The sequence below is a fragment of the Hymenobacter edaphi genome, assembly GCF_003258365.1.
GTDB classification, from domain to species: Bacteria; Bacteroidota; Bacteroidia; order Cytophagales; family Hymenobacteraceae; genus Solirubrum; species Solirubrum edaphi.
Genome location: NZ_QHKM01000004.1, coordinates 230,820 through 255,093, shown reverse-complemented (window position 1 = coordinate 255,093; position 24,274 = coordinate 230,820). Strand labels below are relative to the sequence as shown.

The 24,274-nt window shown below is 62.4% G+C and carries 25 protein-coding genes; 19 read left to right on the top strand and 6 right to left on the bottom strand.

The genetic code is table 11. From position 1 onward, the window contains the following. Positions 1-7: 7 nt before the first annotated feature. Positions 8-622 (top strand): Uma2 family endonuclease, encoded by a 615-nt coding sequence (locus DLM85_RS14290; protein WP_111478789.1) that lies wholly within the window; start codon positions 8-10, stop codon positions 620-622. A gap of 115 nt (positions 623-737) precedes the next feature. Here DLM85_RS14290 and DLM85_RS14285 read toward each other — a convergent pair whose 3' ends face one another. Continuing rightward, complete coding sequence (locus tag DLM85_RS14285; protein ID WP_207891029.1) at positions 738-1,226, bottom strand: DUF2004 domain-containing protein; 489 nt, start codon at positions 1,224-1,226, stop codon at positions 738-740. Between the two features lie 164 nt (positions 1,227-1,390). Between DLM85_RS14285 and DLM85_RS14280 the strand changes: the two genes are divergently transcribed. The 7 genes from DLM85_RS14280 to DLM85_RS14250 all read left to right on the top strand — a co-directional run bounded on the left by DLM85_RS14280 (position 1,391) and on the right by DLM85_RS14250 (position 7,631). Then, on the top strand, positions 1,391-2,959 hold the full coding sequence (locus tag DLM85_RS14280) for an acyl-CoA carboxylase subunit beta (protein ID WP_111478787.1): 1,569 nt from the start codon (positions 1,391-1,393) through the stop codon (positions 2,957-2,959). Between the two features lie 21 nt (positions 2,960-2,980). After that, positions 2,981-3,277 carry a hypothetical protein gene (locus DLM85_RS14275; RefSeq protein ID WP_133257063.1) on the top strand — a complete coding sequence of 99 codons (297 nt, stop codon included), beginning with the start codon at positions 2,981-2,983 and terminating at the stop codon, positions 3,275-3,277. Positions 3,278-3,364: 87 nt separating this feature from the next. Continuing rightward, on the top strand, positions 3,365-3,637 hold the full coding sequence (locus DLM85_RS14270) for a hypothetical protein (RefSeq protein WP_111478785.1): 273 nt from the start codon (positions 3,365-3,367) through the stop codon (positions 3,635-3,637). A 23-nt stretch (positions 3,638-3,660) separates the two neighbouring features. After that, on the top strand, positions 3,661-4,731 hold the full coding sequence (locus DLM85_RS14265) for a M42 family metallopeptidase (protein WP_111478784.1): 1,071 nt from the start codon (positions 3,661-3,663) through the stop codon (positions 4,729-4,731). A 266-nt stretch (positions 4,732-4,997) separates the two neighbouring features. Further along, positions 4,998-5,870, top strand: coding sequence for a glycosyltransferase family protein (locus DLM85_RS14260; RefSeq protein ID WP_111478783.1), 873 nt, complete (start codon positions 4,998-5,000; stop codon positions 5,868-5,870). A gap of 220 nt (positions 5,871-6,090) precedes the next feature. Beyond that, positions 6,091-6,642 (top strand): hypothetical protein, encoded by a 552-nt coding sequence (locus DLM85_RS25495; RefSeq protein ID WP_165822141.1) that lies wholly within the window; start codon positions 6,091-6,093, stop codon positions 6,640-6,642. Between the two features lie 182 nt (positions 6,643-6,824). Next, positions 6,825-7,631 (top strand): ABC transporter substrate-binding protein, encoded by an 807-nt coding sequence (locus tag DLM85_RS14250; RefSeq protein WP_243635966.1) that lies wholly within the window; start codon positions 6,825-6,827, stop codon positions 7,629-7,631. Positions 7,632-7,729: 98 nt separating this feature from the next. Here the strand turns inward: DLM85_RS14250 and DLM85_RS14245 are convergent, their stop codons facing one another. Continuing rightward, positions 7,730-8,974 carry a 3-phosphoshikimate 1-carboxyvinyltransferase gene (locus DLM85_RS14245; protein ID WP_243635965.1) on the bottom strand — a complete coding sequence of 415 codons (1,245 nt, stop codon included), beginning with the start codon at positions 8,972-8,974 and terminating at the stop codon, positions 7,730-7,732. A gap of 59 nt (positions 8,975-9,033) precedes the next feature. Beyond that, positions 9,034-10,071 (bottom strand): 3-dehydroquinate synthase, encoded by a 1,038-nt coding sequence (aroB, locus tag DLM85_RS14240; RefSeq protein ID WP_111478782.1) that lies wholly within the window; start codon positions 10,069-10,071, stop codon positions 9,034-9,036. 151 nt (positions 10,072-10,222) lie between these two features. Here aroB and DLM85_RS14235 point away from each other — a divergent pair, with 151 nt between their 5' ends. Further along, positions 10,223-10,669 carry a hypothetical protein gene (locus DLM85_RS14235; protein ID WP_133257062.1) on the top strand — a complete coding sequence of 149 codons (447 nt, stop codon included), beginning with the start codon at positions 10,223-10,225 and terminating at the stop codon, positions 10,667-10,669. 38 nt (positions 10,670-10,707) lie between these two features. Beyond that, positions 10,708-11,112 (top strand): hypothetical protein, encoded by a 405-nt coding sequence (locus DLM85_RS14230; RefSeq protein ID WP_133257061.1) that lies wholly within the window; start codon positions 10,708-10,710, stop codon positions 11,110-11,112. 3 nt (positions 11,113-11,115) lie between these two features. On the opposite strand, the gene DLM85_RS14225 is transcribed toward DLM85_RS14230, so the two are convergent. Beyond that, on the bottom strand, positions 11,116-12,198 hold the full coding sequence (locus DLM85_RS14225; RefSeq protein WP_111478779.1) for a bifunctional 3-deoxy-7-phosphoheptulonate synthase/chorismate mutase type II: 1,083 nt from the start codon (positions 12,196-12,198) through the stop codon (positions 11,116-11,118). Positions 12,199-12,356: 158 nt separating this feature from the next. Here DLM85_RS14225 and DLM85_RS14220 point away from each other — a divergent pair, with 158 nt between their 5' ends. The 6 genes from DLM85_RS14220 to lysS all read left to right on the top strand — a co-directional run bounded on the left by DLM85_RS14220 (position 12,357) and on the right by lysS (position 20,754). Continuing rightward, a complete protein-coding gene (locus DLM85_RS14220; RefSeq protein WP_111478778.1) occupies positions 12,357-13,556 on the top strand; it encodes a proline dehydrogenase family protein in 1,200 nt (399 codons plus the stop codon). A gap of 105 nt (positions 13,557-13,661) precedes the next feature. After that, positions 13,662-14,045: a hypothetical protein gene (locus DLM85_RS14215; RefSeq protein WP_111478777.1), complete on the top strand. Its 384-nt coding sequence runs from the start codon at positions 13,662-13,664 to the stop codon at positions 14,043-14,045. 251 nt (positions 14,046-14,296) lie between these two features. Next, entirely contained in the window at positions 14,297-15,139 is an 843-nt protein-coding gene (locus DLM85_RS26300; protein ID WP_341537768.1) for a hypothetical protein, read from the top strand. A 221-nt stretch (positions 15,140-15,360) separates the two neighbouring features. Next, positions 15,361-17,499 carry a carboxy terminal-processing peptidase gene (locus tag DLM85_RS14205; RefSeq protein ID WP_111478776.1) on the top strand — a complete coding sequence of 713 codons (2,139 nt, stop codon included), beginning with the start codon at positions 15,361-15,363 and terminating at the stop codon, positions 17,497-17,499. A gap of 259 nt (positions 17,500-17,758) precedes the next feature. Continuing rightward, positions 17,759-18,808, top strand: a complete 1,050-nt coding sequence (locus DLM85_RS14200; protein ID WP_243635963.1) for a hypothetical protein — start codon at positions 17,759-17,761, stop codon at positions 18,806-18,808. A 383-nt stretch (positions 18,809-19,191) separates the two neighbouring features. After that, the gene (gene lysS, locus DLM85_RS14195) at positions 19,192-20,754 is read left to right on the top strand and encodes a lysine--tRNA ligase (RefSeq protein WP_111478775.1); all 1,563 of its coding nucleotides are present in this window, start codon (positions 19,192-19,194) and stop codon (positions 20,752-20,754) included. A 617-nt stretch (positions 20,755-21,371) separates the two neighbouring features. On the opposite strand, the gene DLM85_RS25775 is transcribed toward lysS, so the two are convergent. Further along, on the bottom strand, positions 21,372-21,815 hold the full coding sequence (locus tag DLM85_RS25775; protein WP_111478774.1) for a YtxH domain-containing protein: 444 nt from the start codon (positions 21,813-21,815) through the stop codon (positions 21,372-21,374). Positions 21,816-21,966: 151 nt separating this feature from the next. After that, positions 21,967-22,401, bottom strand: a complete 435-nt coding sequence (locus DLM85_RS26295; RefSeq protein WP_111478773.1) for a YtxH domain-containing protein — start codon at positions 22,399-22,401, stop codon at positions 21,967-21,969. A 267-nt stretch (positions 22,402-22,668) separates the two neighbouring features. Here DLM85_RS26295 and DLM85_RS14180 point away from each other — a divergent pair, with 267 nt between their 5' ends. From DLM85_RS14180 to DLM85_RS14170, 3 genes are all read left to right on the top strand, one after another. Further along, positions 22,669-22,923 (top strand): Kazal-type serine protease inhibitor domain-containing protein, encoded by a 255-nt coding sequence (locus tag DLM85_RS14180; protein ID WP_111478772.1) that lies wholly within the window; start codon positions 22,669-22,671, stop codon positions 22,921-22,923. A gap of 9 nt (positions 22,924-22,932) precedes the next feature. Continuing rightward, on the top strand, positions 22,933-23,304 hold the full coding sequence (locus DLM85_RS14175; protein WP_111478771.1) for a cupin domain-containing protein: 372 nt from the start codon (positions 22,933-22,935) through the stop codon (positions 23,302-23,304). A 74-nt stretch (positions 23,305-23,378) separates the two neighbouring features. Further along, positions 23,379-24,236: a dienelactone hydrolase family protein gene (locus DLM85_RS14170; protein ID WP_111478770.1), complete on the top strand. Its 858-nt coding sequence runs from the start codon at positions 23,379-23,381 to the stop codon at positions 24,234-24,236. Positions 24,237-24,274: the final 38 nt, after the last annotated feature.

Genomic DNA, 24,274 nt, shown 5'->3' with positions numbered 1-24,274 from the left:
AAACGTTATGGAATCACCTCGCAAGCGCCGTTACACCGAGGAGGAATACGCGGCTATGGAGTACGCCTCCGAGTTCAAGCACGAATTCGTGGACGGGCAGATTTACCCGTGGGGGCGCCCGGACATGCTGGGCATGTACGACGTGCAGGCCATGTCGGGGGCGTCGTTGGCGCACAATATGATTGCAGGTAACGTCTTCGGGTTGTTCCAGAACGCCCTGCGCGGCAAAGGCTGCCGGACCTTCGGCAGCGACATGCGGGTATATGTTCCGCTTACCGGCACGTACTTATATCCTGACGCGTTGGTGGTGTGCGGCAAGCCGGAAATCCAACAGAATGGCAAGTTGGACTTGTTGACCAATCCGGTTGTCATTATTGAGGTGCTTTCGGATTCCACGGCTGATTATGACCGCAGCGGCAAGTTCATGCGCTACCGCAGCATCAAATCAGTGCGGGACTATCTGCTGGTTGATTCGCGCAGCCTGCGGGTGGAACTGTACTCTCGCACTGAAACCGGGCAGTGGACGCTGACGGAAATTCTGGATGCGCAGGGCGTGGTGACGCTGCCGAGCACTGGGGTGACGCTGACGGTGGCGGAGCTGTACGAGGATGTGGAGTTGTGATTAGCTGCGCTAGAAGACAAGAAGGACAAGTAAGTAGCCTGGAATGCATGAAGAACGGCCGGTTCCTGCGAGGGAGCCGGCCGTTTTTTTGTGTTGCGGCAAAGTGTTTACACAGTCAACTTTCTATAGCAAGTGAAACACTACTGTCTTTGCGTAGCTTAACCGCTAGCACATCGTCAGTTAAATCTTCATCGATTGTATAATCAAATACTGCGAACATATCATCTTCTTTCTCCGGATAAAATACCACTCTTAGCAAGCTCATAATTGACAGTAGTTTTTCTCTTTTAGTTATTCTCTTGCCAACATTCTCGATTAATTCAGCAATATCGTCCTTGTCTTGATTTCCTATCTGGAGGTCGATATACTCTCTTGTCGCGCCTTTCTGCGCGAAATCATGTTGCAGTAATGTCCGAATATCTTTTTCATGATTTTGCAAAGCAGCAACATAGTCATCGACCCTTCGAATATCACTTTCATCGATGGTTTTGAATGCTTTCGAAATTGTCATAGACACTTCGACTTGCTTTCCATTCACTTCAAACGCTGTTTCATACCATTCATCAAGCTTTCCGAAATCAACTTCACCGAAGTATGTGGTCAAATATTTAGTCATTGCTTATCCTTTCTGTAGAATCACCAATCCAAAATAACGACTCAAAACCCAGCTTCTTGCTGCCCCGCCAAAACCCGTTCGGCTTTTTTGAGCCTGTGGGTTACCTTTGGCCTCCCTTCCCAACTGACCTTCCGCATCCCCTCTCCCACCCTATGTCCGATCCGCACGCCGACCCGAAGCTGAGCAAACTCGAAGTACTGGAACAGAAAAACGCCGAGGCCCTGCTGGGCGGTGGCCAGGCCCGCATCGACGCCCAACACAAGAAGGGCAAGCTGACGGCCCGCGAACGGCTGGACCTCTTGATGGACCCCGGCTCCTTCGAGGAAATCGGCAAGTTTGTGATGCACCGCTCCAAGGACTTCGGCCTCGACAAGGAATACTACCTCGGCGACGGCGTGGTGACGGGCTACGGCACGATTAACGGCCGGCTGACCTACGTTTTCTCGCAGGATTTCACGGTGCTGGGCGGCTCGTTGAGCGAAACCCACGCCGAGAAAATCGTGAAGATCATGGACCTGGCCATGAAAAATGGCGCCCCGGTTATCGGCCTGAACGACTCGGGCGGGGCCCGCATTCAGGAGGGCGTGGTGAGCCTGGGCGGCTACGCCGACATCTTCTACAAGAATACCCTGGCCTCGGGCGTGGTGCCGCAGCTGTCGGCCATCATGGGGCCGTGCGCGGGCGGGGCGGTGTACTCGCCGGCCATTACCGACTTCATCCTGATGGTGGAGGACACGAGCTACATGTTTGTGACCGGCCCGAACGTGGTGAAGACGGTGACCCACGAAACCGTGACCAGCGAGGAGTTGGGCGGCGCCAGCACCCACAGCACCAAGAGCGGCGTGACGCACTTCACCGCGCCCAACGAGGTGGCCATCATTCAGCAGCTCAAGCAGCTGCTGAGCTACATGCCGCAGAACTGCGAGGACACCGCCCCGGTGTACCCCTACGACGCTCAGGGCGACGAGCTGCGGACGGAGCTGGACCAGATCATCCCCGACAACCCCAACCAGCCCTACGACATCCGCGAGGTTATCAGCGGCATTATCGATGCGGACTCCTTCATGGAGGTGCACCAGAACTTCGCCGAGAACATCGTGGTGGGCTTCGCGCGGCTGGGCGGGCGCAGCATCGGCATCGTGGGCAACCAGCCGGCGGTGCTGGCCGGCGTCTTGGACATCAACGCCTCGACCAAGGCGGCCCGCTTCGTGCGCTTCTGCGACTCGTTCAACATTCCGCTGCTGGTGCTCGAGGACGTGCCCGGCTTTTTGCCCGGCACCGACCAGGAGTGGCGCGGCATTATCACCAACGGCGCCAAGCTGCTTTACGCCTTTTGCGAAGCCACCGTGCCGCGCATCACCGTCATTACCCGCAAAGCCTACGGCGGGGCTTACGACGTGATGAACTCGAAGCACATCGGGGCGGACATGAACTACGCCTGGCCCACGGCCGAAATTGCGGTGATGGGCGCCAAGGGCGCGGCCGAAATCATCTTCAAGCGCGAAATAGCCGCCGCCGACGACCCCGAAGCCAAACTGCAGGAGAAGGTCGACGAGTACCAGCGCAAGTTTGCCACGCCCTACCGGGCGGCCCACCGCGGCTTCGTGGATGAGGTGATTCTGCCTTCGCAGACGCGGCAGAAGCTGATCCGCGCTTTCAAGATGCTCGAAAACAAGGTGGACCAGCTGCCGCGCAAAAAGCACGGCAATATTCCCCTGTAGCCCAACCGCCCGATGGCGCCGGTGGCTCCCACGCTGTTTTTCCTGTTTGCCGGCTTGCTAGCCTTTGCCCTCGGCTTGGCCTTCCGGTATACGCCGCTCGTTCCGGCCTTTGCCCGTGCGGTCGGCCTTGCGGATAAACGTTCCAGGTCCATCATGGCGGCGGCCTACGGCTTTGCTTTGGCAGCGACCATTCTCAATGGACTGGGAGCCGTTGTCAGCCTGTGGGATTGGCAAATGGCGCTTTGGCTGGTGGTCATTGCGGTAAATATTCTGGCAATTGTCTTTGTCGTTCGCCTGGTAAAAGACTTTACTTCCTGAGGTATTTACCACAAGGCCCGAAAACAAAGTAGACCCGCAGCCGCGTAAAAAGCACGGGAATATTCCCCTGTAACTTCCCCGCGCCGCATGAACTGGCAGTTGGCCCAAAGTATCGTAGGCGGATTAGGCGTCCTGCTGATTGTTATCGGGGTGCTGCTGCGGTTTAAGGTCGGGCGCTGGTTTCTGGGGGCGCTGCTGGTCGTTATTACGCTGGCGTCCCTGTTTAGCGGCGACTGGTCGGACCCCGGCTCCGGCCTCGACTCCGACCCTATCAAAGCCAGCCGTTGGCTGTTGCTTATTGGTGGCAGCGGTATATTGATTGCCTTACTTATCCCGTCTCTTCACCCGCGGGTGAACTAACCTAACCGCCCTTTTCCCAACCCATGCGCCAGGAAAGCTTCGCGTTTCTCGAAAAATACCTGAATACCCATTCCCCCACCGGCTTCGAAAAGGAAGGCCAGAAGGTGTGGCTGGAATACATCAAGCCCTACATCGACGAGTACTTCGTGGATACTTACGGTACCGTGGTCGGCGTCGTGAACCCCGGGGCGAAGTACAAAGTGGTCATCGAGGCCCACGCCGACGAAATCAGCTGGTTCGTGAACTACATCACGAAGGAGGGCTACCTCTACCTGCGCCGCAACGGCGGCTCCGATGCGCTGATTGCCCCGTCGAAGCGGGTGCTGATCCACACCAAGAACGGGCCGGTGCGGGCCGTGTTTGGCTGGCCGGCCATCCACGTGCGCAAGGTGGAGCAGGACAAGGCCCCGACCATCGAAACTATTTTCCTGGACTGCGGCGCCTCCTCGCAGAAGGAAGTGGAGGAAATGGGCATCCACGTGGGCTCGGTCGTCACCTTCGAGGACGAGCTGATGGAGCTGAACGGCAAGTACCTGGTGGGCCGGGCCTTGGACAACCGCATCGGCGGCTTCATGATTGCCGAAGTGGCCCGCCGCCTCAAGGAAGAGGGCAACACGCTGCCCTTCGGCCTCTACATCGTGAATGCGGTGCAGGAGGAAATCGGGCTGCGCGGGGCCGAAATGATTGCCCACCGCATCATGCCCGACGTGGCCATCGTGACGGACGTGACCCACGACACCCAGTCGCCGATGTACGAGAAGAAGACCTCCGGCGACCTGCACTGCGGCAAAGGTCCGGTCATCACCTACGGCCCGGCGGTGCAGAACAACCTGCGCGACCTGATCATCGAGGCGGCCCAGGAAAAGGAAATTCCCTTCCAGCGCGCCGCCGCCACCCGCGCCACCGGCACCGATACCGACGCCTTTGCTTACGCCGGCGCCGGCGTGGCCTCGGCCCTGATTTCCTTGCCGCTGAAGTACATGCACACCACCGTCGAAACCGTCAGCCACGACGACGTGCAGAACGTCATCAACCTGATCTACGAGTCCTTGCTGCGCATTGAGGACGGGCACGACTTCCGGTATTTCAAGTAGACCACGGATTCGACGGATTTTGCGGATTACGCGGATTTCGTGAACGATTGGCGTCCTTCTTTTCTCAACGCCACGGCTCCTCGCCGTGGCGTTGGTATTTTTGCCCTCCTGGGCCCGTCGACCGACAGCTTGGAGTTTCTTTCACCTACTGATATCCGGCCGCTGTTGGTAATCGTCCACGAAATCCGTGCAACCCGTCAAATCCGCACGAATCCGTGATTGAATCGTCCACAAAATCCGTGTAATCCGAAAAATCCGTCGAAACCGTGGTCATTTCAGGCTTCACCATCATCCGCAACGCGGTCATCAACGACTACCCCATCGTGGAGGCCATCCGCTCCATCCTGCCGGTGGTCGATGAGATGGTGGTGAGCGTGGGCGACAGCGACGACGACACCGAGGGGCTGATCCGCAGCATCGATTCGCCCAAGATTCGCATCGTGCACTCCACCTGGGACCCGGCCCTGCGCAAGGGCGGCGCGGTGCTGGCGGCCGAGACGGACAAGGCCTTCCAGCAGATCCGGCCCGACGCCGACTGGGCCTTCTACATCCAGGCCGACGAAGTGGTGCACGAGCAGTACCATCACGCCATTCGCAAGGCCTGCAAAGAGCACCTGCACAACCCGGAAGTGGACGGGCTGCTGTTCGACTACACCCACTTCTATGGCACCTACGACTACGTGGGCGACAGTCGGCGCTGGTACCGGCGGGAGGTGCGCATCGTGCGCCCTGACAAGGCCATCCGCTCCTACCGCGACGCGCAGGGCTTCCGGCGCGAGGGCGAGAAGCTGCGCGTGAAGCCCGCTCACGCCAGCGTGTACCACTACGGCTGGGTGAAAAGCCCCCAGCAGATGCTCACCAAAATCAAAAACCTCGACTCGCTCTGGGACGAGGGCCGCGCGCCCGAGCAGCACCCGCTGGCCGCGGCCGAAGCCTTCAACTTCGACGACTACGACTCCCTGCGGCGCTTCGAGGGCACCCACCCGGCGGTGATGCAAGCGCGGGTAGAGCGGCAGAACTGGCAGGTCGACATCGACGTGACGCGCAAGCACTTCAAGCTGAAAAACCGCGTGCTGCACTGGATTGAGCAGCTGACGGGTAAGCGCCTGTTTGAGTACCGCAACTACCGCTTGGTATAGCCCATCCGGTACCGGCGGCAGATCAAGCCACGGTTCAGGCAAACAGCGCGGCGGGCGGCCTGACGGCCTGAGAACCGGCCCTCCGCCGGCGACATCTCCTTGTTAATCATGCACTTTGCTGCAACCGCAAAGAAAATCATTCGTAAATTACTTTGAAACTCAAAGTTCTTTACTTCCTTTGCATTGTCACTGCACCGCGTTAGCACAAACCTCCAACGTCATGAACCTCTCCAAAAGCCTCACCCGCGTCTCGCTCATCACCGCTACCCTGCTGCTGGTCCCGCTGGTGGCCATGCAGTTCACGGCCGAAGTCAACTGGAGCCCGCTCGATTTCATTGTGATGGGCGCTTTGCTGTTCAGCGTCGGGCTGGCGCTGGAGCTGGTGGCCAGCCGGCGGGGCCCGGTGGTGTACCGGCTGGCGGCCGCCGGGGCCGTGCTGACGACGCTGCTGCTGGTGTGGTCCAACCTGGCCGTGGGCTTTATCGGCAGCGGCCCGAACGCGGCCAACCTGCTCTGCGGGGCCGTGCCCCTGCTGGCGCTGGGCGGGGCTTTGATGGGGCGCTTTCAGGCCCGCAGCATGGCTTACGCCACGGGAGCCGCAGCCCTGCTGCAGCTGCTGGTTCCGGTCGTGGCGCTCCTCGTTTCGCACATCGAGGTAAAACCCCAGGAATGGGGCATCAGCGTGGTGTTTGCCGCCTTCTGGCTGGGCTCGGCCTGGCTGTTTCAGCGCGCCGACACTTCCAACGGCTCCCTGAACCAGCGCCTCGCGTAGCAGCCGAGCGGCTACCTGCTTGATGCCCCCGGCCGGCGCGGCAGAAGCTCCTGCTTCTGCCGCGCCGGCCGGGTCGTTGTTGGCGCCCGGCCAACGCACCGGCTTCGGCCCGGCAGCGGGGCCTGCGGGTCGGTGCCCCGCTGCCGGGCCGAAGCCGTATCTTGCCGCCCTACCCCGAACCCGTGCTCAAGCTGCCGCCCGTCTTTCCGCCCCTCACCGTCACGGACCAAATGAACCGGCGCGTGGCCGTGCCGTTTCCGCCGCGGCGCATCGTGTCGTTGGTGCCCTCGCAGACGGAGCTGCTCTTCGACCTGGGCCTGGCGGCGCGGGTGGTGGGCGTGACCAAGTTCTGCCTGCATCCGGCCGAAGCGCGCCAGCAGGCGGCCGTCGTGGGCGGCACCAAGAACTTTCACTTCGACCGGATTGCCGCGCTGAAGCCCGACCTCATCATCGGCAACAAGGAGGAAAACTACCGGGAAGGCATCGAGCAGCTGGCGGCGCAGTACCCGGTGTGGATGAGCGACATCGTGACCTTGGACGACGCGCTGGACATGATGCGCCGCGTGGGCCTGATTACGGGCACCAAAACGCGCGCGGAGCAGCTCACCGCCGAAATCAGCGCGTCGTTTGCAGCTCTGCCGGCGGCCCCGGAGCTGCAATCGGCCGCGTACTTCATCTGGCGGCAGCCCTACATGGTAGCCGCGGCGGGCACGTTTATCCACGAGATGCTGCCGCGGGCCGGCTTCCGCAACGTATTCGCGGACCACACGCGCTACCCCGAAATCAGCCCGGAACAGCTGGCCGCAGCCAATCCGGCGGTGATTCTGCTGTCCTCCGAGCCCTACCCGTTTCAGCCGAAGCACGTGGCCGAATTTCAGGCCATCTGCCCGCAGGCCCGAGTGCTGGTGGTCGACGGGGAGCTGTTCAGCTGGTACGGCAGCCGTTTGCGGCAGTCGGCGGCGTACTTCCGGGGGTTGGGCACGGAGTAGCGCCGGCTTCAGCCCGCGTCCGGCCGGTAGTCATTTCACTCGTCCTGCCGGTTCCGCTCAACGACCACCGCTCAGGCGGACGCGGGCCAAAGGCCACGCTACAGCTCGAACCCGGCCTGCCGCAGCTCTTCCCAGAAAAACGGGTAGGACTTGCGCACCACGGCCGGCGTTTCCACGGTCACGTCGCCGCGCAGGGCCAGCGGAGCAAAGGCCATGGCCATGCGGTGGTCGTGGTAGGTGTGCACGGTCTGGCCGCCCACGTGCAGGTTCGGGGCCGAGGCCTGGAATATGTCGCGGCCGGCGGGGGCCAGCACGGCGCCGAACTTGGCTAGCTCGCGCTGCAGGGCTGTGATACGGTCGGTTTCCTTGATGCGCAGGCTTTCGAGGCCGGTCATGTCGACCACCACGCCGGTGGCGGCGGCGGTGACGGCAATGGTCTGGGCCAGGTCGGGGCAGTCGGTGAAGTTCATGGCCACGCGGGCAGCGCGTTCTTCGGCGGGGCGCTGGTACAGCATCACGCCGTCGGCCACGAACTCGGTGCGCACGCCCAGCGGCTCCATCAGGCGGGCAATGGCCTGGTCGCCCTGCCAGGAGTGGCGGCGCAGGCCGGGCAGGTGCAGCTGCGAGCCTTCGGGCGCCAGGGCCACCAGGCTGTACCAGTAGCTGGCCGCCGACCAGTCGGCTTCCACCGTGTAGTCGGCGGGCTGGTAGGGCCCCGGGGCTACGTGCACCTCCCGCGCCTGCACGTCGACTTCGGCTCCGAAGTGGCGCATCAGCGCGGCCGTCATCAGGATGTAGGGCCGCGAGCCGATGGCGCCGGTGAGCTGCAAATGCAGCCCCGCGGGCAGCAGCGGCCCAATCATCATCAGGGCCGAAATAAACTGGCTGCTGATGTCGCCGCGCACACTCAGCGGGGCGCCGCTGGTGGGCTGCCAGCCCCGCAGGCGCAGCGGCGGGTAGCCCTCCCGGGCCTCGTAGCTGATGTGGGCACCGAGCTGGCGTAGGGCATCCACCAGCACGCCGATGGGGCGCTCCTGCATGCGGGCGGTGCCGGTGAGCAGGGCGCGGCGGTCGGTGGCGGCCAGGTAGGCCGTCAGGAAGCGCATGACGGTGCCGGCGTCTTCGGCGTCGAACTCGGTGGCCGCGGGGTGCGCCAGCAGGCGGCGCATCAGCTGGGTGTCGTTGGCTTCGGAGAGGTTGTGCAGCGTGCCCGCGCCGGCCAGGGCCTGGATGATGAGGGCGCGGTTGCTTTCACTTTTGGAGGCGGGCAGCAGGGCCGTGCCCCGCAGGGGGCCGCCGGACCAGCGCAGCGTGAGCGAATCGGGAAACTGAGGGGACAGCACGTAGGCAACGGGTAGCGCCGCGCGGAGCCGCGCGGGTGATGGATATTGAGCCGGCGAACTTACAACCGGTGGTAGTAGCGCAGGCCGGCGGCCAGCTCGGCCAGGGTCACGGGCTGGTCGTAGGCGCCTTCGCCAATGCCGCGCAGCAGGGTGCAGTTGATGATTTCGCCCTGGTTTTTCTTGTCCTGGCGGGCCAGCTCGGCAATGGCTTCGGTTTCGAGCAGCACAAACTGCACTTTCTCGAACACGGTGAAGAGGAAGGTTTCGATTTTGTCCAGCGCCTCGGCGTCGAGCAGGCCTTTCTGCACCGACAGCCAGGCCTCGCAGATCATGCCCGCCGCCACGGCCTCGCCGTGCAGAATGGCGCGCCCCTGCAGCAGCAGGTAGCTTTCGAGGGCGTGGCCCACGGTGTGGCCGAAGTTGAGCAGCTTGCGCGGCCCGCGCTCCGTGGGATCCTGCCGCACAATGCCCTGCTTCACCGCCACCGACTGCTCCACCACCGGCAGCCAGTCCTCCACGAACAGGCCCTGCTGCCGGCCCTGGTAAAACGCGTCGGCGTCGGCAATCAGCCAGTGCTTCACGATTTCGGCGTAGCCGGCGCGCAGCTCGCGCGGGTCGAGCGTGGCCAGAAACCGCGTATCGATGCACACGGCTTCGGGCAGCTGAAACACGCCGAGGTGGTTTTTGTAGCCGTGGTAGTCCACGCCGGTCTTGCCGCCGATGGCCGCATCGACCTGGGCCAGCAGGGTGGTGGGCACCAGGGCGCAGCGCAGCCCGCGCTTGTAAAGCGCAGCGCAGAAGCCGCCCAGATCGGTCACCACGCCCCCGCCCAGGCACACCAGCACGCTGTGCCGGTCGAAGCCGTGCTCGGTCAGCTCGTCCCACACCCGCTGGCAGGTTTCGAGCGTCTTGTAGTCTTCACCGGCCGGTATTTCGATGAGGCGGTGGCCGGCGGGCAGGTGGGGCTGCAGGGCCGGGTAGCACAGGCGGGCGGTGTTGCCGTCGGCCAGCACGGCTACCTGCGTGGTGCCGGGCCGCGTGAGCAGGGCCGCAAGGGCGGGCAGGGCCGCGGCGCCAAGGTGGAGGTAATCGGTCATGGGGCGCTAAGTTCGGGGTTCGACATGGTTGTACGCGAAACCGGGGCCAACATGCAACCTAACGACTCCCCGCCGCCTCTTCCACTTGCGGCTTTATTCCAGCTCCGGGCCGGTTTTGCAGCCGCGGCTCCTGCTTCACATCGATTGGTTTATGCCTCGTTTCCTCTCCCGCGCTTTTCTGCTGGCCGGGCTGCCGCTGCTAACCGCCTGCGAAACCCTGACCTGCTCCGACGACCCCGTAGAGGATGCGCCCGGGCGCGCCAGCGTGTTTGGCCGCTGGGAGCTGGAAAGCTCAACGGGCGGCATGCTGCCGGCCAGCGCGCCCACCATCCGCGAGGTCATCGAGTTTGCGCCCGACAGCACCGTGCGCATCTACCGCGGCGAACAGCTGACCCAGCAGTACCGCCTGCGCCCGGCCAGCGGCGACTTCTGCACCCAGCTGCGGCCCCTGCGCCTGCTCCGCCTGCAGGCCGCGACACCCGCTGAGTACAGCCCCACCTTCGCCTACCAGCTCCAGGGCCCTTACCTGCTGCTCGACGGCAATATGTGCCTCGACGGAACCTTGAGCCGTTACCGCTGGCTGGAAGCGGCTCAGTAGCCGGCCGCTGCTGTCCTGCTGACATTTCCCCTTAGCCCATGAAACGTACCACTGTCCTGTTGCTCTGCGGCCTTTCACTCGGCGGCTGCAAAGCCGATAAAGACGCCCCCAAGCCCGACGGCCTGGCCGGCTACTGGCAGCTGAGCCGCCTCGAATGCTACTGCCCGCCCGGCACGCCCACGCCCGACGAGGCCATCGAATTAGACGGCAACGGCAACGTGACCGAGTACCAAAACGGGCAAGCCGTGCAGACGGGCACCTACCAGCTCAGCTCCGGTTCGACCGATTGCGCCGCCAACGCGCAGCTGATGACCTTCAGCTGGCTCAGCGCCTCGCCGGCCTCCTATACCCTGGTTGATGGCAAGCTCACCATCGACCAGGGCCTGTGCCGCGACGCGCCGCGCAAGACCTATACCTACGCGCCGCGCCGCACGGGCCAGTAGCCGCTACTCCGGCCGCTGCATGATTTCCGTCTGCTTGCGGATGCTCTCGATGTGAATGAGCTTGTAAAGCTCGGCCACGAACTTGTCGTTCACGCCGAGGCGGGCGGCCCACTCGGGGCGGCTTTTGAAGATGTCGTTCCAGCGGTCCAGCTGCAGAATCTTCACGTTGTTCTGCTTTTTGTACTCGGCCAGCTCCTCCACCAGGGCCATGCGGCGGGCCAGGGCTTCGATGATTTCCTGGTCGGCCACGTCCATTTTCTGGCGCAGCTCCTCGGCTTTGTTGAGGTAGTCGGCGTTGTCGGTGCTGCGGTAGCGGTGCTTCAGCTCGCGCATCATCTCGCCCAGGCGCGCGGGCGTCACCTGCTGGGCCGCGTCGCTCCAGGCGTGGTCGGGGTCGGGGTGGGTTTCCAGCATCAGCCCGTCGTAGTCGAGGTCGAGGGCCTTCTGGGCCACGGGCAGCAGCAGGTCGCGGCGGCCGGTGATGTGGCTCGGGTCGCAAATCAGCGGAATTTCCGGGAAGCGCGTTTTCAGCTCGATGGCAATGCCCCAGGTGGGCGCGTTGCGGTACTTGCTGGGCGCGCCGGTGCTGAAGCCGCGGTGAATGGCGGCCAGGTCCGTGACGCCGGCGCGGTCGAGCCGCTCCAGCGCCCCGGCCCACAGGGCCAGGTCGGGGTTGACGGGGTTTTTCACCATCACCGGCACGCCCGTGCCGCCCAGCGCCTCGGCCAGCTCCTGCACCGCGAAGGGGTTCACCGTGGTGCGTGCCCCGATCCAGACCACGTCGACGCCGTGGGCCAGGGCTTCCTCCACGTGGCGCGGCGTGGCCACTTCCACCGTCACCGCGAGGCCGGTTTCCTGCCGCACGCGCTGCAGCCAGCGCAGCCCCTCCGTGCCGATGCCCTCGAAGGAACCCGGGCGGGTGCGGGGCTTCCAGATGCCGGCCCGGAACAAATCGACGCCCAGGCCCTGCAGACCGCGGGCCGTGGCCATTACCTGTTCTTCGGTTTCGGCCGAGCAGGGGCCGGCAAACAGCAGTGGCTGGCCCTTCTGGGCCAGGCGGCGGGTGAAATAGGTATCGATTTCCATGGAAAGCGGCGGCCGCGGGGCCGGCCGGTCCGGGGCCGAACTCCCCTTGCCGCGTAAGCGTTGTGAGGGCGCCACCGGCGCGTTCTAGCTGCTAAACTACGGCCCTTGGTCCGATGTTTCGTGGCTATCTTCGCGCCCCCACTCTTTCCCCGCCCCGCATGCCCGAGCCCCAGACCCACCCCGCCGTTTCCTTCGACAACACCGCCGTGGCCTTCGCCAGCAAATCCGACGCGGAGCTGCGCCAGATGTACGCCCTGTTCGCTGCCATGAACAACAATGCTCTGGTGAGTTTTGGCGGCGGCGTGATGAAAAAGGCGCTGAGCTGGGGCATTCCGGGTACCAAGGGCATCATCAAGCACACCATTTTCAAGCAGTTCTGCGGCGGCGAAACCATTGCGGAATGCAAGCCCGTCATTGCCGAGCTGGGCAAGTACCACATCGGCACCATCCTCGATTACTCGGTGGAGGGCGAAGGCAGCGAAGGCAGCTTCGACCAGACCCGCGACGAGCTGCTGCGCACCATTGACCTGGCCGCCGGCAACCCGCACATCCCGTTTTCGGTGTTCAAGGTGACGGGCGTGGCCGACAGCGCCCTGCTGGAGAAAGTGCAGGCCGGCCAGTCGCTCACCATCCTGGAGCAGCAGGCCTACGAGCGGGCCCAGCAGCGCATCGACATGCTCTGCCGCCGCGCCCACGACCGGAACGTGCGCATCTTCGTCGACGCCGAGGAAAGCTGGTTTCAGGACACCATCGACGATTTGGCCCGCGACATGATGCGCCGTTACAACCAGCAGCGCCCCATCGTGTGGAACACCTACCAGCTCTACCGCCACGACCGGCTCGAGGCCCTGCAGGCCGACTACGAGCGGGGCGCGCAGGAAGGCTACTTCGTGGGGGCCAAGCTGGTGCGCGGTGCCTACATGGAAAAGGAAGCCCGCGTGGCCCAGCAGCGCGGCTACCCGAACCCCATCAACCCCACCAAGCAGGCCACCGACGACCTTTACGACGAAGCCCTGCGCTTTTCGGTGGTTCACCTCGACCGCCTTGCCATCTGCGCCGGCACCCACAACGAAGCCTCCTCGCGCCTGCTCACCGAGCTGCTGGCCGATGCCGGCCTCGCCCCCGGCGACGAGCGGGTGTGGTTTGCCCAGCTCTACGGCATGAGCGACAACCTGAGCTACAACCTCGCCCACGCCGGCTACAACACCGCGAAGTACGTGCCCTATGGCCCGGTGGAAGCGGTGATGCCCTACCTGCTGCGCCGCGCCGACGAAAACACTGCCATTGCGGGCCAAAGCAGCCGGGAATTCCTCCTGATCAAGCGCGAAATGGAGCGGCGCAAAAATAAAGTGCGCTAACACTCAATGGCATAGTTGTTGGAACGCGGCCCGTGGCGTTGGAATTGTCCTACGCCACGGGCTTTTTTTGTATTTTAACCCCTCTCAACTCCCCTTACCTCCCACATGATAACTCGCGTCCGCCGCTTTCTCATCAACTACTCCCGGAACCAGACCGGCACCGTCAGCTACCTGACAGTGGTCCAAGAAGCGGAACTGGGCCTCAACCTCGACATCTCGCACGAAAAATCGCGCTTGAACGAGCTGCTGGCCGAAATTTCGGAAACCGAATACACCGCCGGCCGCCCTATCCTGAGCTGCCTGGTGAAAGTGGAAGGCTCCAAGGGCCAGGGCGACAACTTTTTCAAGCTCTGTGAGCGGCTGGGCCTGGGTCCCTGGCGCGAGCTAAAGCAAAACCCCGACTTTCTCTCGGGCCTGCGCACCGAATGCCGCGAGTTCTGGCGCGACGAAAAGAACTACGCGCAGTTTTCAGGGGCAATGGTTGAATAACGCACCGGGGGCGTCAACACCGAAGCGGAGCTGCACTGGATGCGGCTCCGCTTTTTTTAATTCCCGCTTCCGGCCCCATCGGGCCAGTTTTCCACCGTGGCAACGGCCAAGCATCCCGCCCTTTTGTGCCACCCAACGCAACCCGGATGGAAAGGCCCGCGTTAAGGTAGCCAAACGAATGTAAGCTCGACCCCTCGATGCAGAATTCGTTGAAACTCCTTCCCTACCATCCAACCAAAACCAAAGCAGAAATGAATAACGACCAGAATCCCGCCAACTCGGGCACCGGTGCAGGTGCCGGCTACGGTACTACCGGCCACACGGGCAGCGGCGCCATGGGCGCCTCGGATATCAATAGCAGCAGCAATGTTTCGTCGACGACTCCGGTAAACCGCGCTGGCATTGACGAAACCAGCTCCAACCCCCACCACGACTTCAGCGCCACCGAAAAAGGCGCCAATCTTGCCGGCACGCCCGGCGCCGTAGTGGGCCGCGGCATCGATGCCGTGCAGAATACCGCCGGCGACGCCGCCCGCGCCGTAACCGGTGAGAGCCAAACGTACGGCGACAACTACCAGTCGTCGAACCGCTACCTGACCTCGACTTTCCGCGACCGTGAATCGGCCGAGCGCGCCTACTCATCGCTCTCGTCGCGCGGCTACACCAAAGACGACGTGAACCTGCTGATGTCGGACGACACCCGCAAGACGCACTTCGGCGATGATGCGCCGGATACCGAACTGGGCAGCAAAGCCATGGAAGGCGCCGGCGTAGGCTCGGCCATCGGTGGCACGGCTGGTGCCGTAATCGGTGCCATTGCCGCCATCGGTACCTCGGTGGCCCTGCCGGGCCTGGGCCTGATCATCGCCGGTCCGCTGGCCGCTGCCCTGGCCGGTGCCGGTGCCGGTGGCCTGACGGGTGGCCTGGTAGGCGCCCTGGTGGGCTCGGGCATTCCCGAAGAGCGGGCTGCCGAATACGAGCACGACATCAAGAACGGCGGCATCGTAATGGGCGTGAAACCCCGCAACGAAGAAGATGCCCGTCACTTCCAGGACGAGTTCCGCCGCAACAACGGCGACCGTATCTACTACTAGCCCCGGGCTAGCATTGACCTCCAGTCAACTTTTTAAGACTGGCTATCAAGACCTCCCCGCAACCGGGGAGGTCTTTTTTGTTTCTATAGCTCGGAAACCATTCCTTGGCACTATTGCCCAGCGAGGCTGGTTTAGCAAGATGAATGGGCCGGTTTTTGACCATACCCATTCGGTGCGGCTTTACGTACATCTCAACACCACTTTTTACCGCGTCCCTGCCCATGTCATTCATCCGCCTGAAAATAGGTCTGTACGCTGCTGTCGTCATGGCAGTGTTCGTGCTGGCTTCCTACAAGCTTTACCGGGGCAACGATGCCCCCGCGCCCGAAAAAGAAGAAGTGCTGATCAAGGCCATGCTGCAGGGCCTGAGCCAGGCGCACTACCAGCCCGAACAGATTGACGACAACTTCTCGAAGCGGGTGTTCGACCTGTACCTGAAGCGCATCGACTACTCGAAGAAATTCCTGTTGCAGTCGGACGTGGCGCAGTTGCGCAAGTACCAGACTGACATTGACGACGAGGTAAAACGCGGCTCGCACGAGTTTCTGGAGCTTTCGACGCAGCTGGTGGGCCAGCGCACCAAAGAGGTGCAGGGCCTGTACCGCGAGCTGCTGAGCAAGCCCATCGACTTCAGCGTGGAAGAGTCGTTTCAGACCGACTTTGACAAGGCCCAGTTCCCGGCCGACAAAGCCGCGCAGCGCGACGAGTGGCGCCGCTACGTGAAATACCACACCATGACGCGCCTGGCCGAAATTCAGGACGAGCAAGCCAAGCGGGACCCGAAAAAGGCCACCGACGCCGCCCTGAGCGCGACGCAGATGGAAGCCGAAGCCCGCAAGCGCGTGCTGAAGTACTTCGACGAGCAGTTCAGCGACATGATGCAGAACGACGCCAATGACCGGCTGGCGTTGTGGGCCAACACCATTGCCAACACCTACGACCCGCACACCGAGTACTTCGCCCCGAAGGACAAGGAGTCGTTTGACATTGCCATGACGGGCCGCTTCGAGGGCATCGGCGCCACGCTGTCGGAAAAAGACGGCCAGATCAAGGTCGCCGACATCATCCCCGGCTCGGCTTCGTACCGCCAGGGCCAGCTGAAAACCGGCGACATTATTCAGCGCGTAGCCCAAGGCCCGGCCGAGCCGGTGACCATTGAAGGCATGCGCCTCGACAAAGCCATCAGCTTTATCCGCGGTGCCAAGGGTACCGAAGTGCGCCTGACGGTGAAAAAGCCCGACGGCAGCACCCAGATCATCCCGATTATCCGCGACGTGGTTATCGTGGAGGAAACCTATGCGCAGTCGGCCGTCATCAACGAAGGCGGCAAGAAAATCGGCTACCTGCGCCTGCCTACCTTCTACGCCAACTTCAACGACGAGAAGGGCGGCCGCAGCTCGGCCGAGGACGTGAAAAAGGAGCTGGAGAAGCTGAAAGCCGAAAACGTACAGGGCATCGTGTTTGACCTGCGCAGCAACGGTGGCGGCTCCCTCACCGACGCGGTGGAAATGGCGGGCCTCTTCATCGACAGCGGCCCCGTGGTGCAGGTACGTTCGGGTCAGGGCTCAGCCCAGGTGCTCAACGACCGTGACCCGCGCGTGCAGTACGACGGCCCGCTGGTGCTGATGGTGAACAAGTACAGCGCCTCGGCTTCGGAAATTCTGGCTGCGGCCATTCAGGACTACAAGCGTGGCGTCATCATGGGCTCGACCAGCACCTACGGCAAAGGCACGGTGCAGCGTATTTTCAACCTCGATGACGCCCTGCCCGCCGAGTTTAACGCCATCAAGCCCTTCGGCTCGCTGAAGCTCACCACGCAGAAGTTCTACCGCATCAACGGGGGTTCGACGCAGTTTAAGGGTGTGGTGCCGGACATCATCCTGCCCGACGCCTACAGCTACCTCGACCAGGGCGAAAAGGATTCGGATTACCCGCTGAAGTGGGACGAAATCAACCCCGCCCGCTACCGTGCCTGGCAGCAGGCCCCGCAGCTCGACAAGCTGAAAGCCGGTAGCTCGGCCCGCGTGGCCGCCAGCCCGAGCTTTAAGCTGGTTACCGATATCGTGGAGCGTATGCGCAAGCGCAAGGACGACACCAGCGTGTCGCTGAAGCTGGCGACTTACCGCGCCGAGCAGGCGCTGGCCAAAGCCGAATCCAAGAAGTACGACGATCTGCAGAAAGCTGCGCCGGCCCTGAGCATCGCACCGCTGGCCACCGACCTGCGCACGGTGCAGTCGGACTCGGTGCAGGTGAACCGCCGCAGCCGCATGTCGAAAAACCTGGTGAAGGATATCAACCTGCGCGAAGCCGTAGCGGTGGTGAAAGACCAGATTGACGCCCCGCAGGTAACCAAGCGCTAAGCGCGGCCGGCCACGAAGTTTAGCAAACGCCCCCGGTGCCTTCGCGGCGCCGGGGGCGTTTTCATTGGAGTGGCGCGCGGCTACTCGTCCTAAACGAATAAGGTGGCAGACGGCAAAGAACCGGCGTCGATTATAAGGCCCAAACAATTTAACAGATTGCCTTATAAACCACTGACTATCAATACTAAATTTTAACGTAAATCATACCAAAAATATTAGCAAATCGGCACCATATCCGGCTAACTTGCGTTGAGCAGATATGATGACGAACAACGAACAACTGACCGACAACGTCCTGCAATTGCCGGTGTCCGACGACGCACAGCTTCAGCATGATGAGGCATGGCGTAAGTCCATCCCGGCGCAGGTGTTCCTGAACTACTTCTTTGCCCTGAGCTACCACATCCGCGAGGCGGATGATGCCACGGGCGGGCTGCAGCATCTACCTTTCTTCCGCGCGCACCAGGCGGAGCTGACCGACGCCGACCGCGCCGCGGTGCAGAAGTGCCTGCACAGCTGCTGGAGCACGGAGTACGCCCTGCGCGCTACGGCTGATCTGGGCGACGACGATTACCTGCGCAACGCCCTGCACTGGACGTTCCCGCAGGCCTATCACGCCATTATGGCCGGGCTACAGGCCTTCCTGCACACGGCCGGCGTACGCAGCAACAATCCCGCTCTGATTCGTCGCGAAGTGGGCCGCTTGGTAGTGCGCAATGCTTACCCGCGCCCGGTGGCGTTCTACGCCGCCGGCTCGTACGGCGACTTCAGCATCCACCGCCTGCCGCTGGCCGGCTACAAGGCCGGGCTGCAGATTGCGGGCAAAGCCATCGACGCGCAGGCCCAGATCGGGCAGTTTCTGCGCACCACCCGCAAGCAGAAGGCCGCGGGTGTGCGGCAGCAGGTGCAGGCCAACCCCAGCACGGCTATCCGCAGTCAGAAAACGGGCCAGCCGCTGGAGAAGTGGACGGCGCAGCACTGGCAGCAGATTACCTGGCGCCTGGGCTACACCACCATCTTCGATTTGCTGGGCCGCCTGCGCATCTCGCAGACCAGCCGCGAGATTGAGCGCTACGTGGAGGCCGACATCGACTTCCGCCTGTTTCACCAGTCGCTGCTCGATATCGTGAGCTACCTCAACGGCATCCACGAAACCTACGTGGCCAAGGCCCTCGGCCTGGAGCGCTACCAGGAGCTGGTACACAACCTGCCCAAGCACCTGCAGCATGGCTTCGTGGAGGAGCGCCTGCGCACCCGCGTAGCTCCGACGCTGACGGAGGGCGAGTCGCAGCTGGGCATGGCCGCCTAAGCTTCGCACTACCTGGTTCTTTACACCACTGCATATACACGTAACCGCTGGTCCATTGGGCCGGCGGTTTTTGTTTTTGCGGGACGGTAACTCCAGCCGTCATCACAAGAAGAGCCAAGCAACCGTTCCTCTAGCAGCACCGACGTCACAACCCGCGCTGCCTGAAACCAGCCTCGTCCAAAACTGCAGACGCTGGTTTCGGGCGGGGCTGGTGCGTTGATCAGTGCAGTGACCAGGACCGATTGCTTGGCTCTGCTCGCAATGACGGCCGGTGCACCCGTTGCTGTCATGCGTACTTCAGTATCATCATTGGCGCTTCGTGGTCTATCTTTGCGGCTTGACTTTCGCGGCCCGCTGTGGGCCTTGTTTTTACGCCTCGTGCCATGCACCACCTTAGCGAACAGGAAATCATTCGCCGCAACAAGCTCGACGAGCTGCAGAAGCTCGGCATCGAGCCCTACCCGTCGGAGCTGTTCGACGTGACCTTCTACGCCCAGGAGATTCACGACAACTATCACCCCGAGCTGAACAACTTCCAGGACGTGAGCCTGGCCGGCCGCCTGATGTCGATTCGCGTGAAGGGCAAGGCCTCGTTTGCCGAGCTGCAGGACGCTTCGGGCCGCATTCAGCTCTACATCAACCGCGACGAAATCTGCCCCGGCGAAGACAAGGAGCTCTACAATACCGTCTTCAAGAAGCTGGTGGACCTCGGCGACTTCGTGGGCGTGAAGGGCCACGTGTTCAAGACCATGGTGGGCGAAACGTCCATTCACGTGACGGGTTTCACGCTGCTGAGCAAGGCCCTGCGCCCGCTGCCGGTGGTGAAGGAGCGCGTGGACGAGGCCACGGGCGAGAAAATCACCTACGACGCCTTCACCGACCCCGAACAGCGCTACCGCCAGCGCTACGTGGACCTGGTGGTGAACCCGCACGTGCGCGACGCTTTCGTGAAGCGCACGCACCTGGTGCAGGCTATGCGCAACTACCTCAACGACAAAGGCTACCTGGAGGTGGAAACGCCCATTCTGCAGCCCTTGTACGGCGGGGCCGCCGCGCGCCCCTTCAAGACGCACCACAACACGCTGGACATGACGCTGTACCTGCGCATTGCCAACGAGCTGTACCTGAAGCGCCTGATCGTGGGCGGCTTCGACGGGGTGTACGAATTCTCGAAGGACTTCCGCAACGAGGGTATGTCGCGGTTCCACAACCCGGAATTCACCCAGATGGAGCTGTACGTAGCCTACAAGGATTACTACTGGATGATGGACCTGGTGGAGGAAATGGTGGAGCGCGTGGCCCTGGCCCTGCACGGCAAAACCGAAGTGCAGGTCGGCCCGAACGTCATCAACTTCCAACGCCCCTGGAAGCGCTTCACCATGGCCGAAGCCATCGAGCACTACACCGGCTTCAACATCGACGGCAAGAGCGAAGACGAGCTGCGCGCCGCCGCCAAGGACCTGAAAGTGGGCTTGGAGCCGAGCATGGGCAAAGCCAAAATCATCGACGAAATCTTCGGGGAGCACGTGGAGCCCAAGCTAATCCAGCCCACGTTCATCACCGACTACCCGGTGGAAATGTCGCCGCTGGCCAAGAAGCACCGCTCGAAGCCGGGCCTGGTGGAGCGTTTTGAGGCTATCTGCAACGGCAAGGAAATCTGCAACGCCTTCTCCGAGCTGAACGACCCCATCGATCAGCGCCAGCGCTTCGAAGACCAGTTGGAGCTGGGCAAGCGCGGCGACACCGAAGCTATGGTGCTCGACGAGGACTTCCTGCGCGCTCTGGAGTACGGCATGCCCCCCACGGCCGGTCTGGGTATCGGCATCGACCGCCTGTCGATGATCATGACCAATTCCAACTCCATTCAGGACGTACTGTTTTTCCCGCAGATGAAGCCGGAGCAGGCCGAGAAGAAAACCGAGAAATCGGAGAAGCCGGTGGAATAAATAGCTAAACGGCTGGTCGTTCTGATGCCAGAACGACCAGCCATCTAAACGTCGAAAGCCCCTCGTGCTAATAAGGTGCACGGGGGGCTTTCTTTTGAAAATCAGTTAACCATTCCAGTCAGTACAAACCAAAGAAATGTGCGATGGACGCGTACGATTTTACTACAGGGTTGTTTTACCAGATCCTTGCAGAAGCTCTACGGTCGGCAATTTTACTTTGGAACGTCTATCCGACTTTCTTTTAAACCGATTATATATTCTTTAACGACAGCGTTACCAGAAGGTTACGCCTTGCCCTATTATTTTTTGAAAGTGCTGCGGGCCCCGCCGCGGGCTGGGCTCCCAAACGTCGAAAGGCCTCGTACCAGTCTAAGCGGGTACGAGGCCTTTCTTTGGAAATTGTCTGTAGCTAATTCAACTGCTTAAAGGCTCTGAAGAAGCTTACCGGAAAAAACCAGGCTGATTTTGCTGATACGGTTGTTTGACCAATCCGTGCAGAAGTTCAACCTGTTGGCAATTTTGCTTCAGAATGTCAAGGCAGTGACTTCTCTAAGTCAATTTCTACCTTCATTAACGGCGGTGTTACCGAAAGGTTACGCGGCCGCTGATTTTTTTCGTTAGCTGCCCACCCCGCTGCCGCCAGTGGTGCCGCCGGTATCGGAGCTGCCGGAGCCCTGCGAGTAGGTAGCGGTGGAAGCAGAATCGGGGCCGTCGACGGTGCCGGCGTTGGCACCGGAGCCGGCTGCTGACTTGCGTCCGCCACCTGCTTTGCTGCCGCTGCTTTTACCGGTGTCGCCCAAGCCGGCCAGGGCGTCCTCGGCGCCGGAGCGGTCCGTGTTGGTGTCGCCTTCGCTGCCGGAGGCCCCGCCCTTGAGGGCGTCGAGCTTGGCCAGACCGTCCTGCAGGAGCTTGCTCAGGTCGTCGCCGAACTTGCCGAGCGACTTGCCCCAGGTTTCGCGGGTAGCCGTGCCGGTTTCGGGAGCCATCAGCAGGCCAGCCACAATGCCGGCGCTGGCACCGGCCAGCAGGGCGAGGATTACTTTGCCGCCGTTGTCTTTCATAAAAAACCAGATGAGTTTGGAAGTGGGGAAGAATGCGCGTGGCCGCCGGGGCCGGTAGTTGCTAACGATAATGTGAAGCGAAGGTTATCACAAAAAACGCCCCGTACCGGGCAGGTACGGGGCGTTTTGGGAAGCAGGAAGCGGCTGCGGCCTACAGGTCGTTGAGCAGCTTCACGATTTCGCGCTTGCCTTTGCCAAGCTTCTCCTGCAAGCGGCCCACCAGCTCGTCGCCCTGGCCTTCGGCGTAGGTCAGGTCTTCGTCGGTGAGTTGGGCGTACTGCTGCTTCAGCTTGCCTTTCGACTGTTCCCAGTCGCCCTTCAGGTTCAGGCTGGAGCCGGCGCCGGTTACGCCCAGGTCTTCCAGTTTCTCCACGAGGCTTTTGAAAGAGCCGTCGAGCTGGGTGCCGAACTTGTTCAGCTGGTCGCCGAGCTGGTCGCCGTATTTGCCGGCGTAGTTTTTCAGGTTGCCGCGGGTGGCGCTGCCTTTATCGGGAGCGATGAGCAGACCGGCTACGATACCAGCGCTGGCGCCGGCCAGCAGGGCCAGCAGGACTTTGCCCGTGTTGTTGTCTTCGTTGTAAGACATGGTGAAGGAGGATGTGGTTGAAAGAAAGGTTCGGGGGTTGATAAACCGCGCTGCCTATATATCCGACAGTCGATTTGACCTGCCTATACGGAAGGCCTACCGTCGGGTTGTAGGCAGCATTGCGAAAAGCAATACCGGCCGGCAACAATATAGTTTTAAAAATATATTAACCCCGTCGGCTCTGCCCTGAGTTCGTGGCATTTACTGCCGGGCACGGCCGCAGACCCGGCTTTCCGCGTATTTTCGGCCGACCAAGCCCTTTCTGCTATGCCTACCCGCCTGCTACTGGCCGCCCCCCTGCTGGCCTTACTGCTGACCGGCGCCTGCCAGCGCACCGCCGCCCCTACCGAAACCGCCGCCGACTGCATCGACCCGAGCAAGATTCGCAAGGACGCTATGTGCACCATGGAGTACAACCCGGTGTGCGGCTGCGACAACAAAACCTACAGCAACCCCTGCCAGGCCACCAACGCCGGCGTGACGAGCTTCACCCAGGGCGCCTGCCCCGGCACCCAAAACTAACCCCTTCGCATGGCTGAGAAACGCTATATCCTGAACCCGGCCCCCTTCGTGGTGCCCACCACCGACGGCAAGCTCATCGAGGAGCACGTGGGGCTGGCCAGCACCGGCACCGGCCAGTACAGCCTGGCGCACATGGTAGCGCCGCCCCAGTGGAGCGAGCCGCCCCAGTGCCCGGAATTCGACGAAATTACCATCGTAGTGCGGGGGCGCAAGCGCTTCGAAATCGACGGGGAAGAGGTGGAGCTGGCCGCCGGGCAGGCGCTGCTCATCAAGGCCGGGGCGCGGGTGCGCTACTCCAATCCCTTCGCGGAGGAGTGCGAGTATTGGTCGGTTTGCGTGCCGGCCTTCAGCCCGGCCACCGTGCACCGCGAAGACGAGTAGCTGCTGGCCCAAGGCCCGGTAAAGGCGCTTATATTCAGGCGCCTTTTTCGTTGTCACTTACCCACCCAGCTTCCGTGGACCAGCGCATCATCAACCTTTTCGACGAATACACCCACCGCCCGCTGACCCGCCAGGAGTTTATGCGGCGGCTGGTGCAGCTCACCGGTAGCCTCGCGCTGGCCACCACCGCCCTGGGCATGCTCGACCCGGGCTACGCCGAGGCCGGCACCGTGCCCGAAGACGACAAGGACCTGGTGACGCAGGACGTGAGCTGGCCGGGCGACGGCACCGCCATGAAGGGCTACCTGGTGCATCCCAAGGGCCGGAAAAAGCGCGGGGCCGTGGTAGTCATCCACGAAAACCGCGGCCTGACGCCCCACATCAAGGACGTGACGCGGCGCGTGGCCAAAGCGGGCTACCTCGCCCTGGGCGTGGATGCGCTGTCGGTGTTCGGGGGCACGCCCACCGACGAGGAGAAGGGCCGGGAGCTGATCGGCAAGCTGGAGGCGCCGCAGAACCTGCGCAACTACCTCAGTGCGCTGGACTACCTCCGCGCCCGCCCCGACGCGAACGGCAAAACCGGCTGCGTGGGCTTTTGCTGGGGCGGGGCCCTGGCCAATCAACTGGCTGCCCACGACCCCAAGCTGAACGCGGCGGTGGCGTACTACGGCCGGCAGCCCGAAGCCGCGGCCGCGGCCACCATCAAGGCCCGCCTGCTGCTGCACTACGCCGGTCTGGATGAGCGCGTGAATGCCGGCATGGCCGCCTGGGAAGAGGCCCTGAAAAAGTACGGGGTGCAGTACGAGCAGTTCGTATACCCCGACGTGCAGCACGCCTTCAACAACGACTCCTCGCCGGCGCGCTACAACGAGGCGGCCGCCAAGCTGGCCTGGGAGCGGACGCTGCGGCTGTTCAGGGAGCAGTTGGGGTAAGTCGGGCTACAACATGATACTGGCACCGTACCTACTTC

Excerpts from the sequence above, each read along its gene's own strand:
- DLM85_RS26300 (WP_341537768.1), top strand. The coding sequence starts at position 14,297 with ATGAATAACGACCAGAATCCCGCCAACTCGGGCACCGGTGCAGGTGCC.
- DLM85_RS14235 (WP_133257062.1), top strand. The coding sequence starts at position 10,223 with ATGCCTCGTTTCCTCTCCCGCGCTTTTCTGCTGGCCGGGCTGCCGCTG.
- DLM85_RS14205 (WP_111478776.1), top strand. The coding sequence starts at position 15,361 with ATGTCATTCATCCGCCTGAAAATAGGTCTGTACGCTGCTGTCGTCATG.
- DLM85_RS14180 (WP_111478772.1), top strand. The coding sequence starts at position 22,669 with ATGCCTACCCGCCTGCTACTGGCCGCCCCCCTGCTGGCCTTACTGCTG.
- DLM85_RS25495 (WP_165822141.1), top strand. The coding sequence starts at position 6,091 with ATGAACCTCTCCAAAAGCCTCACCCGCGTCTCGCTCATCACCGCTACC.
- DLM85_RS14280 (WP_111478787.1), top strand. The coding sequence starts at position 1,391 with ATGTCCGATCCGCACGCCGACCCGAAGCTGAGCAAACTCGAAGTACTG.
- DLM85_RS14225 (WP_111478779.1), bottom strand. The coding sequence starts at position 12,198 with ATGGAAATCGATACCTATTTCACCCGCCGCCTGGCCCAGAAGGGCCAG.
- DLM85_RS14215 (WP_111478777.1), top strand. The coding sequence starts at position 13,662 with ATGATAACTCGCGTCCGCCGCTTTCTCATCAACTACTCCCGGAACCAG.
- DLM85_RS26295 (WP_111478773.1), bottom strand. The coding sequence starts at position 22,401 with ATGTCTTACAACGAAGACAACAACACGGGCAAAGTCCTGCTGGCCCTG.
- DLM85_RS14230 (WP_133257061.1), top strand. The coding sequence starts at position 10,708 with ATGAAACGTACCACTGTCCTGTTGCTCTGCGGCCTTTCACTCGGCGGC.
- DLM85_RS14175 (WP_111478771.1), top strand. The coding sequence starts at position 22,933 with ATGGCTGAGAAACGCTATATCCTGAACCCGGCCCCCTTCGTGGTGCCC.
- DLM85_RS14265 (WP_111478784.1), top strand. The coding sequence starts at position 3,661 with ATGCGCCAGGAAAGCTTCGCGTTTCTCGAAAAATACCTGAATACCCAT.
- DLM85_RS14290 (WP_111478789.1), top strand. The coding sequence starts at position 8 with ATGGAATCACCTCGCAAGCGCCGTTACACCGAGGAGGAATACGCGGCT.
- lysS (WP_111478775.1), top strand. The coding sequence starts at position 19,192 with ATGCACCACCTTAGCGAACAGGAAATCATTCGCCGCAACAAGCTCGAC.
- DLM85_RS14220 (WP_111478778.1), top strand. The coding sequence starts at position 12,357 with ATGCCCGAGCCCCAGACCCACCCCGCCGTTTCCTTCGACAACACCGCC.
- DLM85_RS14270 (WP_111478785.1), top strand. The coding sequence starts at position 3,365 with ATGAACTGGCAGTTGGCCCAAAGTATCGTAGGCGGATTAGGCGTCCTG.
- DLM85_RS14200 (WP_243635963.1), top strand. The coding sequence starts at position 17,759 with ATGATGACGAACAACGAACAACTGACCGACAACGTCCTGCAATTGCCG.
- aroB (WP_111478782.1), bottom strand. The coding sequence starts at position 10,071 with ATGACCGATTACCTCCACCTTGGCGCCGCGGCCCTGCCCGCCCTTGCG.
- DLM85_RS25775 (WP_111478774.1), bottom strand. The coding sequence starts at position 21,815 with ATGAAAGACAACGGCGGCAAAGTAATCCTCGCCCTGCTGGCCGGTGCC.